Source organism: Aliikangiella coralliicola (assembly GCF_007004725.1).
Taxonomy (GTDB): domain Bacteria; phylum Pseudomonadota; class Gammaproteobacteria; order Enterobacterales; family Kangiellaceae; genus Aliikangiella; species Aliikangiella coralliicola.
In genome coordinates this window covers 17,127-34,252 of sequence record NZ_ML660175.1, presented here as the reverse complement: position 1 = coordinate 34,252, position 17,126 = coordinate 17,127, and the positions used below count along the sequence as shown (strand labels likewise).

12 protein-coding genes are annotated in these 17,126 nt (G+C 42.9%); 3 read left to right on the top strand and 9 right to left on the bottom strand.

What is annotated here, in order from left to right; translation table 11 throughout:
• Positions 1–112: 112 nt before the first annotated feature.
• The 3 genes from FLL46_RS26775 to FLL46_RS26765 form a co-directional block, all read right to left on the bottom strand.
• Positions 113–874: a dimethylarginine dimethylaminohydrolase family protein gene (locus tag FLL46_RS26775; protein WP_142935505.1), complete on the bottom strand. Its 762-nt coding sequence runs from the start codon at positions 872–874 to the stop codon at positions 113–115.
• A gap of 29 nt (positions 875–903) precedes the next feature.
• Complete coding sequence (locus tag FLL46_RS26770) at positions 904–2,016, bottom strand: aromatic ring-hydroxylating oxygenase subunit alpha (protein WP_142935504.1); 1,113 nt, start codon at positions 2,014–2,016, stop codon at positions 904–906.
• A gap of 101 nt (positions 2,017–2,117) precedes the next feature.
• The gene (locus FLL46_RS26765; RefSeq protein ID WP_142935502.1) at positions 2,118–3,542 is read right to left on the bottom strand and encodes an aldehyde dehydrogenase family protein; all 1,425 of its coding nucleotides are present in this window, start codon (positions 3,540–3,542) and stop codon (positions 2,118–2,120) included.
• A 373-nt stretch (positions 3,543–3,915) separates the two neighbouring features.
• On the opposite strand from FLL46_RS26765, the gene FLL46_RS26760 reads away from it, so the two are divergent.
• Positions 3,916–5,313 (top strand): amino acid permease, encoded by a 1,398-nt coding sequence (locus FLL46_RS26760; RefSeq protein ID WP_142935500.1) that lies wholly within the window; start codon positions 3,916–3,918, stop codon positions 5,311–5,313.
• A 29-nt stretch (positions 5,314–5,342) separates the two neighbouring features.
• Here FLL46_RS26760 and FLL46_RS26755 read toward each other — a convergent pair whose 3' ends face one another.
• The 6 genes from FLL46_RS26755 to FLL46_RS26730 all read right to left on the bottom strand — a co-directional run bounded on the left by FLL46_RS26755 (position 5,343) and on the right by FLL46_RS26730 (position 13,406).
• Positions 5,343–6,290 (bottom strand): hypothetical protein, encoded by a 948-nt coding sequence (locus tag FLL46_RS26755; RefSeq protein WP_142935498.1) that lies wholly within the window; start codon positions 6,288–6,290, stop codon positions 5,343–5,345.
• Between the two features lie 215 nt (positions 6,291–6,505).
• On the bottom strand, positions 6,506–6,724 hold the full coding sequence (locus FLL46_RS26750; RefSeq protein WP_142935496.1) for a hypothetical protein: 219 nt from the start codon (positions 6,722–6,724) through the stop codon (positions 6,506–6,508).
• 98 nt (positions 6,725–6,822) lie between these two features.
• Entirely contained in the window at positions 6,823–7,911 is a 1,089-nt protein-coding gene (locus FLL46_RS26745; RefSeq protein ID WP_210418833.1) for an efflux RND transporter periplasmic adaptor subunit, read from the bottom strand.
• Positions 7,912–8,018: 107 nt separating this feature from the next.
• Positions 8,019–11,132 (bottom strand): efflux RND transporter permease subunit, encoded by a 3,114-nt coding sequence (locus FLL46_RS26740; RefSeq protein ID WP_142935494.1) that lies wholly within the window; start codon positions 11,130–11,132, stop codon positions 8,019–8,021.
• Between the two features lie 339 nt (positions 11,133–11,471).
• Positions 11,472–12,278 carry a LytR/AlgR family response regulator transcription factor gene (locus tag FLL46_RS26735; RefSeq protein ID WP_142935493.1) on the bottom strand — a complete coding sequence of 269 codons (807 nt, stop codon included), beginning with the start codon at positions 12,276–12,278 and terminating at the stop codon, positions 11,472–11,474.
• A 66-nt stretch (positions 12,279–12,344) separates the two neighbouring features.
• Positions 12,345–13,406 carry a sensor histidine kinase gene (locus tag FLL46_RS26730; protein WP_142935491.1) on the bottom strand — a complete coding sequence of 354 codons (1,062 nt, stop codon included), beginning with the start codon at positions 13,404–13,406 and terminating at the stop codon, positions 12,345–12,347.
• A gap of 549 nt (positions 13,407–13,955) precedes the next feature.
• Here FLL46_RS26730 and FLL46_RS26725 point away from each other — a divergent pair.
• Complete coding sequence (locus tag FLL46_RS26725) at positions 13,956–14,297, top strand: hypothetical protein (RefSeq protein WP_142935489.1); 342 nt, start codon at positions 13,956–13,958, stop codon at positions 14,295–14,297.
• Positions 14,298–14,596: 299 nt separating this feature from the next.
• A complete protein-coding gene (locus tag FLL46_RS26720) occupies positions 14,597–17,077 on the top strand; it encodes a PQQ-dependent sugar dehydrogenase (RefSeq protein ID WP_142935487.1) in 2,481 nt (826 codons plus the stop codon).
• The last annotated feature ends 49 nt before the right edge of the window (positions 17,078–17,126 follow it).

The following is a 17,126-nucleotide window of genomic DNA, read 5'->3' as shown; positions in this document are numbered from 1 at the left end:
AGATGCTAAAAGTTCAGGGAAAGCGAATTTTGAGAGGTAAGATTTTAAAGTGATTCTTTAGATAATCTCTTAATGAGTTTAGTAATGCGCTTTTGCATCAATGACTCTAATGCTAAAAGCGCAGTGACAAACAACTCAAGCCGCCGTCAATTTTCTGAAACTCAGAAACATCTACTATTCTGATTTCATATCCTGCAGATTGAATGAGTTGGTGAGTTTTTGGAAATCCTGCCGGTGTTAACACGACATTATTTACCCATACACTATTAGCAGCATAAGCTTCCTCTTGCTCCACTTCTAAGATATTGTATTGTTGAAACTCTGCTTTTTTAAGAAACTCTCCACAAGCTAAGAGGTAGTTATTTTCCAGGTAACCCAACCCAGTTTTCAGGTGAAGCATTTCACTCATTGTCACTGTGGATCCTGTCATTCCATATCTTTTTAAAATAGCAATCATTTGGTCGGCACCTTGTTGGTTCGTCCTTTCCGATAAACCAATGTAGTAGTGATCACCGACCATCATAATGTCGCCTGCTTCAACTGTTCCCGGGGCTTCAATCAATTCGACTTGATCGTAAAAGTCGGCGACTACAGCTTTGATTGAATGAGTCTCTGCGGTGCGTGAAGGTGCTCCCGGGTTGGTGATAATGGCGCAATGAGGTGTCATCAATGCAGTATCTTCAACGAAAGTTGAATCGGGAAAGTTTTCGTCAGCAGGCAACACTGTTACCGAGAGCCCACACTCTTGTAAGGCGGCGATGTAGTCTGCGTGTTGTTGCAGTGCTTTTTGATAATCAGGCGTTCCCAGGTTAGCAGTTGTTATGCCTTCTATCATCGCTTTGCAAGGGGTTCTGACAATGGCTTTAGTAAACATAATTTCCTCACACGGTAATTGGATTCAGATTAATAGTCTTTCAGTTGTTCACCCTCGATGGCGTCACGCAGTGATTGGCGAATTAAATTCTGGAAGTGCAAAACGCCTGTCTCTCTTTTCATGCAGAGTCTGCCGGTGTGATAACTGCCGGAGTTGAGACCTAACTGAACTTTTTCACAAATCGCAATATCTTCATCTTGAACAACATCACTAAACTCCCTGTCTTGTTCAATTAATTGTTTGGTTTGTTTTGAACTGGGATCGGAATAGTAATAATCAAAAATGATCCGCGTTTTCTGATGATCGAGCGGCAGAATGATGTTGGTTTGTAATCGGCCAGGTAATATATTTAGCATCAGGTTGGGATAAATACAGTAGTAATGCGCTTTACCTTCACCGTAAAAATTCTCCCCATTTGAATTGTCGTCCAATGGACTGAATTGGTAGCTGTACCATGGTTGCAACAGGGTATCGTAACTTCGGTAATCAAGAAGTTTATTTAAACCTGGATGCACATGGGGTAAATGATAGCCTTCCAGGTAATTATCCATATAGACTTTCCAGTTACATTCGATGACGTATTCGTCCCGATGGCTAAAGGACATTTCGGATAAATCAATGGGCTGAATATTTTCTGATATACTGGCGAAAACCTGTTCGAATGGTGCAGGCGAATCGCCGGCACAAACAAAAATAAATCCCTGCCATTCGCGCAATAACAGCTGGGGTAAGTGAAATTGGCAAACCTCAAAATTCGGCGTGGAATTCATCTCCGGCGCACTTTTTAGCTGGCCGTCTAATGTATAGGTCCATCCATGATAGCGACAGCGTAATACCTTACTGTTATTATTTTCGATAGCGACAGGGCCTGCTCGGTGACGACAAACATTATGGAATGCTTTCAACGTTTTTTCTTGGTTGCGCACCACTACCACGGGTATTTTTCCAACCTGACAAACCAATTGATCGCCGGGGTTCTTCACTTGATCAATGTGACCGATTAGCTGCCAGGTATTTTCAAAGATGGTTTCATATTCAATATTTAAGATATCGGGATCCACGTAAAGTGATGCTGGAAGTGTGTGCGCATCCTTGGGATCAGCCGGACGAAGGTGAGACAGCAGTGTATTTTTTGTTGTCATAATAACTATTCCTCGCTCGGCTAAATTTAAAAAACTGATGATTAATTAAAGAGTTAGTTAATTAAAGGGTAAGTTAATCAAAGATCCGGTTGATTAAAAGATTATTCCAGACCGCTCACCGCTTTAATTTCCAGGTAATCTTCGAACCCGTGAACACCCCACTCACGGCCATTTCCCGATTGTTTATAGCCGCCAAACGGTGTATTCAAATCGCCGGATTGTCCATTAATATTGATATTGCCGGCGCGAATTTTTGACGCAATGTAGCTTATTCGCTGTTGATCGTTCCCCTGGATATAACCTGCCAATCCGTAGGGTGTATCGTTGGCAATTGCAATGGCTTCTTCGTCATTGGCGTAAGGTAAAATAGATAAAACAGGACCAAAGATTTCTTCACGGGCTATTGTCATCTCATTGTTCACATTACTAAAAACAGTCGGTTTTACAAAGTAGCCTTGTTCTAATCCTTCGGGTTTACCTGGCCCACCACAAATTAGCGTTGCGCCTTCCTTAAGACCTTTCTCAATCATTCCTTGCACTTTATCAAACTGCAACTTGCTGACCAGCGGACCCATTGTTGTACTCTCGTTATTAGGAGCGCCTACCACGACTTTGGTGGCAGTGTTAGCCGCAACTTCTGCAGCAAGATCGATTTTGTCAGCAGGAACCAACATGCGTGTCGGCGCGTTGCAAGACTGACCTGTATTATTAAAAACTGAAAATGTGCCGCGCTTAACGGCTTGTTCAAAGTCTGCATCATCGAGAATAATGTTAGCCGATTTTCCGCCGAGTTCCTGAGTCACTCTTTTTACCGTTGGCGCGGCATTTTGCGCAACCAGTGAGCCTGCCCTGGTAGAACCGGTAAAGGACATCATATCGACTTGAGGGTGGCTGGAGAGTGCTGTTCCTACGCCAGGGCCGTCGCCATTAATCAGATTAAATACGCCTGCCGGGACGCCTGCTTTATCCATTATTTGTGCGAAAATATATCCGGAAAGGGGCGCTATTTCCGACGGTTTTAGTATCATTGTACAGCCTGTTGCTAACGCTGGAGCAACTTTACAGGTAATTTGATTCATCGGCCAATTCCATGGCGTGATCAAACCGCAGACACCAATTGGCTCTTTATAAATTCGACTTGCACCGGATTGCTCCTCAAAATGAAACTCTTTCAACACTGCGAGCGCCGTTTTTAGATGACCTAGCCCTGCACCGGTTTGTGCCTTGGTGGCCAGGGATATCGGTGCGCCCATTTCTTCGCTGATTGCCTCGGCAATATCGTTGTAACGGTTTTTATATTCACTAATAATCGATTCAAATAACTCGATACGTTCCTGGCGCGCGCTACTACCGAAAGATTGAAAAGCGTCGCGCGCTGCTGAAACCGCGGCATCCACGTCGGCTTGCGCGCCTAAGGATATTTGCGCACAGGTTTGTTCCGTTGCTGGATTGATGACATCTAGCGGGTTATTGGTGCTTGGCGCTACCCATTGGCCATTGATATAAAATTGTTGGTAATTTCGCATGACTGCTATCCTCGAAGTTAAGCTGTCGAAGTTCAGGTGATTGAAGTTCTGGTTATCGTAGTCCTGATTATAGTAATCCCGATAACGAAAATTCTGGCTTTCGAATTTAGTCTATTCTCAAAGTATATACCCAAACTACTTGAAGATGCAGGATTCAGCAAGGCCAAAAACCGTTATATTTGAGGCATGGGTTCGCTGGATTAGTCACTCTAATTCAAGTATATACATTTGCGTCGACAATCAACTTAATTTGACTTAATCCTCTCGTCAACGTAATACTGAAGCTGCTGCACTTTGCAAAAGGAACTCAAAAAAGCATCTGGCGAAGTCACCAGATAAAAGTAACCCGCTCTATGTTTTCAAGGAGAGTTATGTGTCATCGCCGATAACCGAAAAGAACGACTCAGATAATGCAAAACCAGACGATCAGGTCGCTTTACAGTCACAAACAGAGGGTGTCTCGGTAGTTAGTGATAAAAAAGCTAAGAACAAAAAAACTGTGGGGATCTGGATCTGTAGCGCGTTGGTAATTGGCAACATGATTGGCTCAGGAATATTTCTATTGCCCGCTTCTTTAGCGCCCTACGGTGGCGTGAGCATTCTCGGTTGGTTGGCAACCACATTTGGCGCGCTAATGACTGCTTTAGTTTTCGTACGCCTGAGCCGAAAATTTCCAAAACAGGGAGGGCCTTATCGCTATGCGTATGACAACTTTGGTTCACTTGCCGCTTTTTGCGTCGCCTGGTCTTACTGGGTTTCCATCTGGTGCGGAAATTCAGCCATTGCAGTCGCGGCAATTGCTTACCTGAGTTTTTTCTTTCCCGAATTACAAAGCAATCCTGTCTACGCCGTTATTTGTGCATTGGTGTTAATCTGGAGTGTGACCTTAATTAATATTCGTGGCGTTAAACAGGCTGGAATTTTCCAGCTGGTGACAACGGTGTTGAAATTATTGCCCTTGTTAGCCATTGGTGCTGCTGCATTTTTTGTATTCGAGCCACAAGCTTTTAGACCTTTCAATTTATCCGAACAGCCGATAGTTTTTTCAGTAACAGCGACCGCGGCATTGACCCTTTGGGCGTTTCTGGGGTTAGAGTCAGCCACTATTCCGGCTGATAATGTCGATAACCCAAAGGTTACCATTCCGCGAGCCACCATGCTGGGGTTTGGGGTGGCGGCGGTGATTTACATATCCAGTCAGATTGCGATTATGAGCGCGGTGCCGAATGAGCAGTTGCAATCTTCCGGTGCGCCTTTTGCCGATGCGGCAAAAATTATCTGGGGGGAGTGGGCTGGCTACATGGTTGCGATCGGTGCCGTTATCAGTTGTGTCGGCGCGCTGAATGGTTGGATTTTATTGCAAGGACAGGTTCCGATGACAGCGGCCAGAGATGGATTATTACCGGCTATTTTCAAAGATAAAGATAATCAGGGCGTTTCGATTAGTGCGTTAGTGCTTTCCAGTGGCTTAATTTCGGTGTTGGTGATTGCGAATTTTAGCGAAGGAATGGTTTCGTTGTTTACGTTCGCGATTTTAATTTCAACCTTAGGAATTTTCATTCCATATTTGTTATCAATTGGCGCAGAGTTAAAGTGGATTTTTTCTCGCTGGCGCACAAAACCAGAATATTTTAATTTGCTCACTGCAACTTTTGCGCTTGGTTATTGTTGTTGGGCAGTGAGCGGAATAGGGGTTAAATCATTGCTTTGGGGAGTCGCACTGATTGTTGGCGGATTACCAATTTATTTTGTGATGACAAAGAATAAATAATCTGAATGCGTGATAAATAGTTTCTCAAGTTATTGATCGTCATCACGGTATTTTTCTTTGATCGATTGCCAGCTTGTGCTCCAGGGAGAGGTTAACCAAGTTTTAAGTAACCACCAGAAAGATTTCGGTTGTGGCCGAGGGGCCTTTTGATGGGGTTGTGTTTCAGGTTTGATTTCTGCTTGCCGTTCAGTTTTTTTGTTATCTGGCTCAGGTTCGTCAACCATTTCTTGAGGGGCCAGTTCTTCTCCATAAGCAGGCTCGCTTTCTAGTGTTATCACTTCATAGACATTTGGAATTTCATCAACTGAACCACCATTGTCCAGATGTTTAATGTTAACCGCCATTGCAGTTTGAACATTTTCCAGTTCAAGGCGAATTTCGGAAGGTAATTGATCGCTTAATAACAGGTTTTGAGTGTCCTCAATAATAGACTGTATTTCAGATCGAATTTGTTTAACACAACCACGTTCTTTTTCTTTGAGCGTGTCGATCTGTTCTGCGATGGACTCCTGCGAGAGGGGAAGCTTAAACGGCGCAATAGCCATTCCTCTTTTTTTCAGAATAAATCGAAGTGCTAACGAGGTTTGAGTTCGCCTTTTAAAATCATCGATAAAATGCTTGAACGTATCGATATCAATATGGCTAATTTCGTCGTTTCGCAACTGACTAACATTAATTTTTGCGAGGCGAATAAGTTTTTTTATCGATTGACTAATTGCACCTTCAACAACTTCAAGTTTTTGTAGTAAACCCGCCGAGTCAATCTCGGCCATGTGTTTTTCAATTGCTTTAAAATAGGCGACCGTTTTTTTAGGAAATTCTTGTGAGGGTTTTGCCGCTAGTGCAACTTCACTCAGCGCCTTATGTTGATTTTGTACACTACAAGCAATATTGATGAGTTTTTCAAGCGCAAGCCTTTTGTCAGTGATGGTCTGCAGCGTTTTACTTGAGTTGTGAGGTAGTTTTGGGGTATTCATGCAATTACAAATCTTTCCTTTTAATATAAATATAGTTCAGCTATCCGCTGCTGTTTGTAAATATCCCGTGTTGTTGAAAAAACTTCCCAGTTAACAGGCCTTTACTGTGGGGACAAAGAAAAAATAGTTTTATTGGTTAGAACATCAAATTATTGAATTAGCTTCATTCAAAATGAGGCAAAAGAGGTCTACTTTTCAAAAAAACAGAATCAGAGTTAAGCAATATCTGACAACTCCCGTCCAGCTTCGCGGTTTTTATCGTTTCCGACTTTGCTATTATGCCGTGAGGCTGAAGTAAGCAATACGCGCATTTGACGCCTGTTGGCTAGCAACATTTCTGAAATGTGTGTGAGCAAATACTCACGTTGGATAAAAAAGTAAGCTGCGCCTGGTTCACTCGGAGAATTAAAGTCAATTGAGGAATCTATCACCATAAGACTTGAGTTTTTTTATTGGTGATAGATTATTTAGTAGAGGAGAGCAACTAAGTCCAGCTGCAAAGATCAACCCGCGTTTAAGGGAGTGGTATTCCTTAATTAGCAGCGATATTTTCAACGCCTTGTTTTACTTCAGGTTGGTTGATACGAACTTTCTGACCATCCTCCAGTCGCTCACCCCCTCGAACTACCAACTTATCACCGGCGGAAACTTTTCCTTCAACGGATACCCACTCGCCGATACCGCGACCAACGGACACTCTGATTTTTCTGGCATTACTTTCAGTGTCAACAGCGATGACATAGGTTTCTTTTTCGCGAAGGATTAAGGCGTCTCTGGGAACTAAAGTCGCGCTCACCGCTTTTTCGTTAGGAAGAGATGCCGTCACTGCTAACCCGCTGAATAAATCATATTGTGAGGCATTCAGTTTTACTTCAAATGTTCTGGAAGAAGAATCTCCTGCAGGGCTCCAGGTGCGAACAGGCACGGTTAATAACTTATCTTTAAATTTTACCAGCACTTCGTTATTCGCAGAAAGATAGGGAGCCACCGATAGCGGCGCGGCAATGGTAATATCAAGTGTATTGGGGTCAACCAGTTGAACCAGTGGCATGCCCATGGTGACGTATTCTCCCTGTTGTACCAGACGTCGATTAATTTTGCCGGCAAATGGCGCTTTTATAGTGGCTTTTTCGATCGCTAGTTCAATTTGTTTGGCCTGTATTTCTAAAGCGCCCAATGCTTCATTCGCAATATGAAGATCTTTTTCAGTTCGATCAAACTCTGCTCTGGCAGTACTGTTATTGTCAATTAATGCTCTAAGGCGTTTTTGCTGTTTTTTTAGATAGTCAGCGTTGATTTTTTGTTGCCTGAATTGCGCCTGTTTTTCCGCGAGTTGCAGATCCAGATGTCGGGCATCCAACTTAGCCAGGGGATCGCCTTTATTAACTTTCGCGCCGACGTCTAATATCCAGGTAAGCCGTCCGTTTTGTTCGGTGGATATTCGCGCATTTGAACGGTTGACAACATTACCAGGAAGCCACACCGTTGGTGTGACATGTTGTTGTTTAGCCTGCTCAACAGAAACCATCTGTGTGACTTCTTGTGCGATAGCATTGATTGAAAGTAATGCCAGCGAAAAACTGGTGAGTGATACGACAGTCATACGTTTTAGCAAACTCATTTTAATCTCCATCAATTAATTTTCGCCAGACTATAATTAGTTGTCTCGATTTCAGATTTAGTTATTACTAGTTTCTGTTTGGGCAAAATTTTGTTCATTTTTCATTATTAGTGATTACCGCCAACCGTGGTCAATTGTGACTGTTGTTTAGCTGCTAATTTATTTTTACGTGCAGGCATTAAGTCCGTCAGTTTAATTCTTAACAGGCAAGGTAAAAGTAAAATAGTAAACAGGGTACTCACCGCTAATCCGCCAACAATGACACTGGCGAGGCCGCGATAAATAACGCTGCCGGCACCAGGCATCAGAAGTAACGGCAACATGCCAAATAAGCTGGTTAGAGTGCTCATGAAAATTGGTCGCAAGCGAAGTTTGAGTGCTTCTTCAACCGCTTGATCGCGGGTTAATCCTTTGCCTTCGGCATTACGCGTTTGATGAACTAGCAAAATGGCATTGTTAACAACCAGTCCCAACAAAATAACAAAGCCGATCATGGTTAATAAATCGAGTGGTTGGAATACAAAAAGATTGAGAGCTCGTAGCGCAACAATTCCACCAACCGTTGCTAGCGGAATGGTGACTAAAACTAGCGCGCTATCCTTAATTGACTTAAACAGGCCTGCAAGTAGCAAGAATAAAATCAGCAGAGCAAACATAAAATTCTTACCCATCACACTAATGGCTTTTTCCAATTGGTCGGCGCTACCGCCATATTGAATGCTACTGTCTTCGGGTAACGATTGGCGGAGTTTTGGGTCAACCTGGGTGCGCAGAATTGCGATAGTTTGTTCCAGAGACCAGCCTTCAGGCGGGTTAACGTCAAGGGTAATGGTTCTATGTCCATCTACTCTGGATAATCGAGCAGGGCCGACAGTGCGGTTAATATCAACCAGTTCTCTTAGCTGGGTGATATTACCGGTACCTGTCAGGATTGGAACATCACCCAGGTTATCAGGATCTTGCCAGCCTTCGGCGCGTAAAATAATATTCATTCGTTTACTGCCATCGAAGTGCTCACCTACATACATGCCATCTCCAAGGGCGCGGACAATGGTTCCCAGTTCTCTGCGAGTCCAACCTTGTTCAAGTATTTCCCGGTCTTTGGGAATTAAGCGCAGTTCAGGTTCGTTAATTTCAAGTCCTGGATTGGCATTGACCCTGGCACCTGGGATGGCTTCTTCAACCCATTTGATACCCTGAGCCGCAGTTTTTAATAATGCTTCGTTGTCTTTCGATTGTAAGTGAATCGCCACGGAACGAGAGCCGCCGAAGCCACCAAATAGATTACCTTGAATAGCGAACGCTGTGGTGTCAGGCAAATCAACCAGAATTTCATTTCTCACAATCGAAAGCAGCTCGTTAACTCGTGATTGATCTTTTACTCTTACGCCAAGGTTGCCACCAAATGGGCCGCTGAAAATATAGTAATTTTTCAGAGCAGGCTCTTTCGTTCCATCCATGTAAGGCTGAAGCCTTTGCAAAATTGGTTGGATAACTTCTTTATCAATGGTTTCCAGGTTGGCACCCGGTGGAAAACGTAAATTAGCGTCTACCGCGTCACGTTTAACCGGCGGCAAGTAATCCATTTGCGGTGTTGCAATCCAGGTAATAAAAACCGGTGTGACGATCAACATGATAGCCAATGATAAACGGCGTTTGTTAGTGTCGGTTAATCGAATGACTTTTTGAGCTAGTTTTTGCCAAAGTAACTTATTGGGATCTTCGGTTTGATTTTCTTTGATTAAAAATTTCGCTAAGACAGGCAGTAGAATAACAGCGACTAATAAACTGACAGAAACTGCAATGGCGATCGTTAATGCCAGGTCGCCAAATAATTGTCCTTCAACACCTTTGAGAAAGAACACGGGTAAAAATATTGCGACGGTAGTGGTGGTTGATGCCAATAACGCCGGCCAGACTTGCGCCGCTCCCCGCTCTGAGCTTTGATGAGGGTCTCGCTTTTTTTCGCGTTGTCTTAAAATATTTTCGAGTACGACTATCGCCGCGTCCAAAACCATACCAACGGCAAATGCCAGTCCGGCAAGTGAAATGACGTTAAGCGACCGATCGAGAAGTTTGAGTACGATAAAAGTTGTCAACAGGCAAATTGGAATCGCCGTTGCAATAATCAGTGTCGCGCGCACGCGCCTGACAAAAAACCACAGCACTGATAGTGAAAGAATAATTCCCGCAACCAGGTTACTGCTCACCAGGTTAATTGCTCTATAGATAAAAACCGATGCGTCAAAAGATTGCACCATGACTAATTTTTTTCTTTCCAGCAATTCGCTGTTGATGTTTTCAACTTCTTGCTTAACTGCATTGAGTGTTTTTAACGTGTTGGCAGCATTTGCTTTGTTGATGCGCATGGAAAAAGCAGGGTTGCCATTTTGGTACGCGGTGTTACTGAGGTTGTTTCTTCTGACATCGACGGTTGCAATGTCGCCCAGCTTAATATTTCGTCCGTTGCGATTTTCAAGAATCAGTTCAGTGAGTTCGGTTGTTTGATATTTGCCGCTAAAACGTAGTGTGTATTGACGTCGACCAACGTCAACAAATCCGCCTGACACATCAGTTGTTCCAGCAACCAGGTTAACAAGACGTGGAACGGTGATGCCAAACTCAGCCGCTTTAACCGGATCAAAACGAATTTGTAATTCTTCACGATTGTTCTGATCAAATGTTTCCACACTCGCGACGCCTGGAATACTTTCTATTCTTGGACTGACACTACTTTTAATAAAGTCGATATAATCGTTAACCGGTTTTTCATTACCGGGTAGCGCCTGTAAAAAGAACCAGGTGAGTGCAGGCGTACCACCGCCAAATCCGCCCAGCATAATTTGTGGCGGTGTTGCATCGCGGGGAAGTGCTGGAATGCGAGTCATTCTGCTAATGACTTCGATTAAGGTTTGTTCCATGTTGGTATCAACACTGAATTCCAGATTGATAAATGCGTTACCCCGGTTGGCAAATGCATTCATTTGCAACAATCCAGGCACACCTCTTAAAACCCGTTCCTGAGGCTCAATGATTTCCGATTCAATTTCTTTGGGCGCAGCTGCTCGCCATTGGGTCTGAATGGCAATCCGAGGACGTTCGATATCTGGAAATAGCTGGACTGGAAGTTGAAATAAACTAATCAGGCCGATAAGTAAAATTAGTGAAACGCCAACTGCTACTGACGCAGGACTTTTAAGTGCGTTAGACGTTAGCTTCATGCGGCTGTAACTCTTTTTTATAACTGATTCAAAAAGAATAACAGCTTTTTAAACAGGCAAATTATTTAAACGATTAATCGAATTCAAATTGGGATAAATAGAGGTTTGTAGCAGCAGCTGAAATATCTTGACATATTTATGTTTCAGTATGTTTCTGTGTATCATAGGTTGGGTTGCAAAACCCGACACCATTGGCAGGTATTAACACCGATGCTGGGTTTCATTCTTCAACCCAGCCTACCGAAAGAGTAAAACAAATCAGCGAAGTTGCCCTGTGAGGAGGTTCAGGTGCTCATGCTATTTTGAAACTCTGTGCCTGGATGTTTTTTGAGCCATTATTTAGATAATATGCTTAATTTTGTCGCGATAACTCCGGCTCATTTTCAATCGGGAATTGTTACTCAGTATCAAGAAATATTCGCCATTAATGTGTGAGCAAACTTTTTCAATTTTATCGAGATTGACAATTGTGGAGCGATGAATTCTCTGAAAGTTATTCGGGTTCAATTTTTTCTCAAGCTCTTTCATGGTGCTTCTTAAAACATGAACCTGATCATTGGCATGAATGCACATGTAATCGCCGGCGGCTTCAATCCAGCCAATTTCTTTCGCAGGCACCAGCGTCGTTTCGCCGCGGTCTTTTATTGCAATTTTCTCTGGATAATTGTCGTTAGGTAGTTCTCCGCTTGCGAGCATTTCGTCAATTTTTGCCGGTGTTTCGCCGGTGATATTGGTAATCAGGTCGATTAGTCGTTTTTTCTGATTTGCGCTATCGGATTGCAGCAAGTGATCGCGAACTCTTTCTATTGCGGTTGCTAGTCTTTCGTCTTCAACAGGTTTCAACACATAATCAACGGCATGAATTTCAAAGGCGTCGATCGCATACTGATCGAAAGCCGTTACAAAGACTATCAACGGCATACAATCCGCCTGGATTTTATGAACCACTTCAAAGCCATCAATGCCTGGCATTTGAATGTCTAGAAATACCAGATCAGGAGATTCTAGTTCAATGATTTCTAACGCTTCTCGACCATTTTTACATTGGCCAATAATTTCAATGTCTTTAAACTTTTCCAATCGTAAAGCCAGCCCTCTGCGCGCGAGAGATTCGTCGTCAACGATGATAGTTCTAATCTTTTCCATAAATTAACCTTATGTTTGACTAACTGTTTGCTTTCATTTATCAGCAAAATAAATTTCTGGTAAAACTTAAGTTTCGTAAGGTAGTCGAATACTGATTTGTAAGCCGTTTGGTTCGACATTGGAAATTACGAACGAATGTTTATCATTATAGAGTTCTTTCAGCCGGTCCTTCGTGTTTTTAACACCAACACCTCTGCCATTAGGCAGGTGACCGTCAATGAGTTCGACGCCCGGCCCATTATCTCGGAGTTCAAGTAACAATTCATTGGCGAATACCTTGGCGTTGAGATTAACGACGCCGCCGTTTTCTGACTTAGCGATGGCATACTTTATCGAGTTTTCAACCAGGGGCTGTAAAATAAGGCTGGGAATCAGGGCTTTTTCTGCTTTTGGCTCGATTTGGAAGTTGAGTTCCAGTCGCTCTTCAAAGCGAACTTTCTCAATGCCAAGGTAAAGATTTAAGGTCGTAATTTCCTGCTCAAGGGTGACTTTCTGCATCGGATCATTATCGAGTGAATAGCGCAAAAAGTTTGATAATCTGGAAACCATCTCATTAGCGCGTTCGCCTTGATTTTCCAAAACCAGCGTAGAAATAGCGTTGAGTGTGTTAAACAGAAAGTGCGGATTAAGCTGATAACGTAGCATTTTAAGTTGTGCTTCGTGGGCTAGCGCATTGGCTTTAAGCACTCTCTGACTCGCTTCTTGCATTCCTTGATAGAATTTAATGCCAAAGTATAAGCAGCTCCAGCAGATGAAGATGTAATAGACATTGGATATTCCCCAGAAATAACCTGACCAGGTATCCGGGCGGTAACTATGTTTGTAAAGTTCCCAGTAAATCAGGTTGTAAGGGACAACCCAGATCAGGCTGCAAACATATGAACCAAAGATTACTGCGGTGACACGAGTTGCCAGGGATGCATCCCACACCAGCCGATAAATAGGACGTAAAGCAAAACTAACAATTAACCCAAGTACTGAACCGATAAATAGTACCCAGTAGTAGGTAATTGGCTTATCCCAATAGAATGCGCCGACATAAGAACTTAAACAATATCCTGCCCAACCGGCAATGTTTAAGATAATGAATTGATGTTTACTGTTGGTGAAAAGCTTTTCGTGATGCATTGAGTTGTTTTGTGGTGTCGTCAAATAAATAAGCAAATCCGGGTCGGCGGATACTAACGAGTATAAGGGATAATGTCCATCAAAGGGGTAGTTTAGTCTTATAAACGAATCATTTCATCTTATTTTGTGTATTTTCAAAAGGTTACGAAGGACACCAAAGTGCGGGATATTAATCACCGTTTGTTGAAAATTGCGTCGCTTTAAGGATGGCTAAGAAAACTTCATTAAGTCGTTTTTTATTGTTATTTGAGCACAAAAAGTTACTAAAATTTGATAAGGTTTATCAAGGTATTTGGTGTTCTTTTTTTCCGTCCCTATTTTTGGAAATCTTTAATATTTCTTTGATATTATTGAAAAAATTGAACTTCTATTGAATAAAAAAATTCGCCTTTGTCAACGAAGTAACTGAATATTTCAAAACGGAATAATTGCAATAATCCTTTACATCCCGCAACACCACATCATAGAAAAAATTCATAGACTGATTTGCGTGAAATAAAAAACTTTCACGATTGATTCAAACTTAGTCTGCATTTTATGGAGTATGTAATGAAAAAAATAATTTCAGTTTTATTAGTGGGGTTTTCAGGATTAGCTTTTGCCGGTGATACGGTGATTTACACAACTGATGAGTATTGCGCCCTCGACGAAAAAAGTCGCAGCGCTTATGATGAACAAATGCTAAGAGCTTATTCAAAAAAGCTTGGGCAAAAGCCAGACTTAAAACTTTGTAATCAAGTTAATAAAGAAAACAGGGTCGCGCAAAAAAAGGCGAAAGTCGATCGTTGGAATTACAAGTTTAATCGGCCTTATCAAGGCTCTGCTCGTCGCTTATCGAAAAATCAGATTGCTAAATTGAGAGCGAAAAATATTAAAGGCTACGAACTGTAATCACTCATTTATTGGAAAAAACCAACTCTTTGAGTTGGTTTTTTTATGCCCGGTGTCAGGAAAAGAGTTAAGTTTTGTCGAAAGCTATAAAATTTGCCATTTTATAGACCTGGCTAACGGAATGCCCTGGTTAAATCGATTATTCTGGTTATGATGACTTTCTTTGACTATTAAAGTGACAGTCATATAATCTTTAAAATCAATGGACTCGAAGTGTGAATTCCGCTGTTTGATTGTGCAAGCTATCTTTAAATAACAGGTTTGGCTTAGCTTGATTTGTATGAAGCCGGGAGTTCCACATGACCCACTATATTAGTGTTAAAAATAAAATTCATATTAAAAATAAATTCTCAGCGATTTTATCGTTATTTGTCCTGACGCTTATTGCTTGTGGTGGGGGCGGTGGAAGTGATGATACTCCGCCGCCGCAACCGGACGTGATACCTGATAGTTTTAGCTTTACCCCAGTGAGCACCGCTTCGTTATCAACTTTGGTAGAATCAAATAGCATCACTGTGAGTGGTATCGACGCAGCCACGACAATTTCGGTGAGCAACGGAGAATATCGTATTGATAGTGGCAGTTTTACCAACAGCCTTGGGACTATTAACAATGGTCAATCTGTTGTTGTGCGGGCGGAGTCTGCCGCGTCAGTTGGCGTGGCTGTTACAGCGACGCTAACAATCGGCGGTGTTTCTGCAGATTTTGTCGTTACCACAATTAGCAATGCGCCAATTTTAACTAGACTTGCAAATAGTTCCTGTATTGCACCTGCGCAGGCGAATACTGGTAATTCCAGTTTTGACCTGGAAGCTGTTTTTACTGGGCTACCCTCGTTGAGCCGGTTAGTTGGGCTTTACCAGTCGCCCAATGATAGTTCGCGCTGGTATGCCATGCAGCAAAGCGGAGAGGTATTCTGGTTTGATAACAATTCAGGCGCCAATACGCTAAACGACTTTATCAATTTAAGCTCAATTGTCAGAGATGACGGCGAGCGAGGTCTGCTAGGTTTCGCTTTTCATCCTCAGTACGCGGTGAATGGTGAGTTTTATGTTTCATACATCAATCAAGCCAGAGATTCTGTGATTTCCCGTTTTGTTAATAATGGCAACTTACCAGTGTCGTTAGCAGGCGAAGAAGTCATCTTAACGCTGGATCAACCTGCAGAAAATCATAATGGCGGCAATATCGCGTTTGGGCCTGATGGTTATCTTTATATCGGTTTTGGTGATGGCGGCGGTTCGGGAGATGACTTTGGTAACGGACAAAATACGCAAACTTTGCACAGCACGATTTTGCGCATTAATGTTGATGGAACAGATACTTATACCATTCCAGCTGACAACCCCTTTGTTAACGATAACCAGGTGCTAGATGAAATTTATGCCTATGGTTTCAGAAATCCGTGGCGCTGGAGTTTCGATATGCAAACCGGCGAATTGTGGCTCGGGGATGTGGGGCAGGGTCAATATGAAGAAGTGGATATCGTTCATGCCGGAGAAAATTTTGGCTGGCCGATAATGGAAGGCAATCATTGTTTTCAGAGTAATAATTGTGACCAGACAGGATTAGTCTTACCCGTCGCCGAGTACAACCACAATCAAGGTGATTGTTCTATCTCTGGTGGTTTTGTTTATCGAGGCCAAAGGGTTAGCGCATTGCAGGGGCATTATCTTTATGGTGACTTTTGCACGGGGCGGATTTTTAGTACTGTGAAAACTGATAACCAGACTTACGCCACGCAGGAAATCGAGCTAACCGGTATGGGGATTGCCAGCTTTGCTCAAGATCTGAGTGGCGAAGTTTATGTACTTAACTATTCAGGAAGTGCCGGGGAAGCTGTGTACCGTTTTGTTGATTCAAATGGTGGCACTAACAATATCCCCACGAATTTATCTGACTCGGGTTGTTTTGAATCAACGGCCAATAAAAGTTATACACAGGGCGTGGTGCCTTATTCTGTCACTAGTCAGCTTTGGTCTGACGGCGTCGCTAAATCTCGCTTGTTTGCGGTACCTGATGACTCTAATATCGACGTACTTAGCGATGGTGATTTCGATTTTCCAGAAGGAACGATATTGATAAAGAATTTTATTCTGGATAATCAATATTTAGAAACGAGGCTATTTATGCGCCATGTTTCAGGGTGGGGCGGGTATAGCTATAAATGGTTGGACGATCAATCTGACGCAGTGTTGGTGGAAGGCGCAGACTCAGTGACTGTTGGCAATTTTGAGCACATCATTCCTTCACGCGGACAATGTTTCGAATGTCACACTAGTGGTGCGGGAATTTTACTGGGGCCGGAAGCCAGTCAATTGAATTTTGATTTCCAATATCCTAACGGAAATTCAGGCAACCAGTTGCAGGCGTTGTCTGAGGCCGGGTATTTGTCCAGCTTGCCCACCGGGGAACAGATTGCACCGTTAGCTAGTATTGATGATAGTGCTGCTTCAACTGAGTTGAAAGCACGGAGTTATCTACATAGTAATTGTAGTAACTGCCATCGGCCGGGTGGCACTGCACCGCAACTTGATTTGAGAATTCGCACCAGTTTGTCTAACACTCAGGCTTGCGATCAAGCGCCAAACAACGGTGATCTGGGAATTGCCAATGCTAGAATTATTGCGCCCGGCGAGTCAGCGCGCTCAGTGTTGTTGGCCAGAGTGAGTTCGTTAAATGCGGAGCACCGTATGCCACCACTGGCGACGCAGGTGGTGGATGCTCAAGCAGTAGAGGTGATCGAAAATTGGATCAATGGTTTGACTGGTTGTGAGTGATACTAATAGATTGAATTTAGAGCGTTAAAAAAACAGAAAAAGATCGGCC

What these genes read in the sequence shown, in the direction of transcription:
- FLL46_RS26740 (WP_142935494.1), bottom strand. Translation starts at nt 11,132, where the DNA reads ATGAAGCTAACGTCTAACGCACTTAAAAGTCCTGCGTCAGTAGCAGTT.
- FLL46_RS26755 (WP_142935498.1), bottom strand. Translation starts at nt 6,290, where the DNA reads ATGAATACCCCAAAACTACCTCACAACTCAAGTAAAACGCTGCAGACC.
- FLL46_RS26750 (WP_142935496.1), bottom strand. Translation starts at nt 6,724, where the DNA reads ATGGTGATAGATTCCTCAATTGACTTTAATTCTCCGAGTGAACCAGGC.
- FLL46_RS26745 (WP_210418833.1), bottom strand. Translation starts at nt 7,911, where the DNA reads ATGAGTTTGCTAAAACGTATGACTGTCGTATCACTCACCAGTTTTTCG.
- FLL46_RS26775 (WP_142935505.1), bottom strand. Translation starts at nt 874, where the DNA reads ATGTTTACTAAAGCCATTGTCAGAACCCCTTGCAAAGCGATGATAGAA.
- FLL46_RS26770 (WP_142935504.1), bottom strand. Translation starts at nt 2,016, where the DNA reads ATGACAACAAAAAATACACTGCTGTCTCACCTTCGTCCGGCTGATCCC.
- FLL46_RS26725 (WP_142935489.1), top strand. Translation starts at nt 13,956, where the DNA reads ATGAAAAAAATAATTTCAGTTTTATTAGTGGGGTTTTCAGGATTAGCT.
- FLL46_RS26735 (WP_142935493.1), bottom strand. Translation starts at nt 12,278, where the DNA reads ATGGAAAAGATTAGAACTATCATCGTTGACGACGAATCTCTCGCGCGC.
- FLL46_RS26730 (WP_142935491.1), bottom strand. Translation starts at nt 13,406, where the DNA reads ATGCATCACGAAAAGCTTTTCACCAACAGTAAACATCAATTCATTATC.
- FLL46_RS26765 (WP_142935502.1), bottom strand. Translation starts at nt 3,542, where the DNA reads ATGCGAAATTACCAACAATTTTATATCAATGGCCAATGGGTAGCGCCA.
- FLL46_RS26720 (WP_142935487.1), top strand. Translation starts at nt 14,597, where the DNA reads ATGACCCACTATATTAGTGTTAAAAATAAAATTCATATTAAAAATAAA.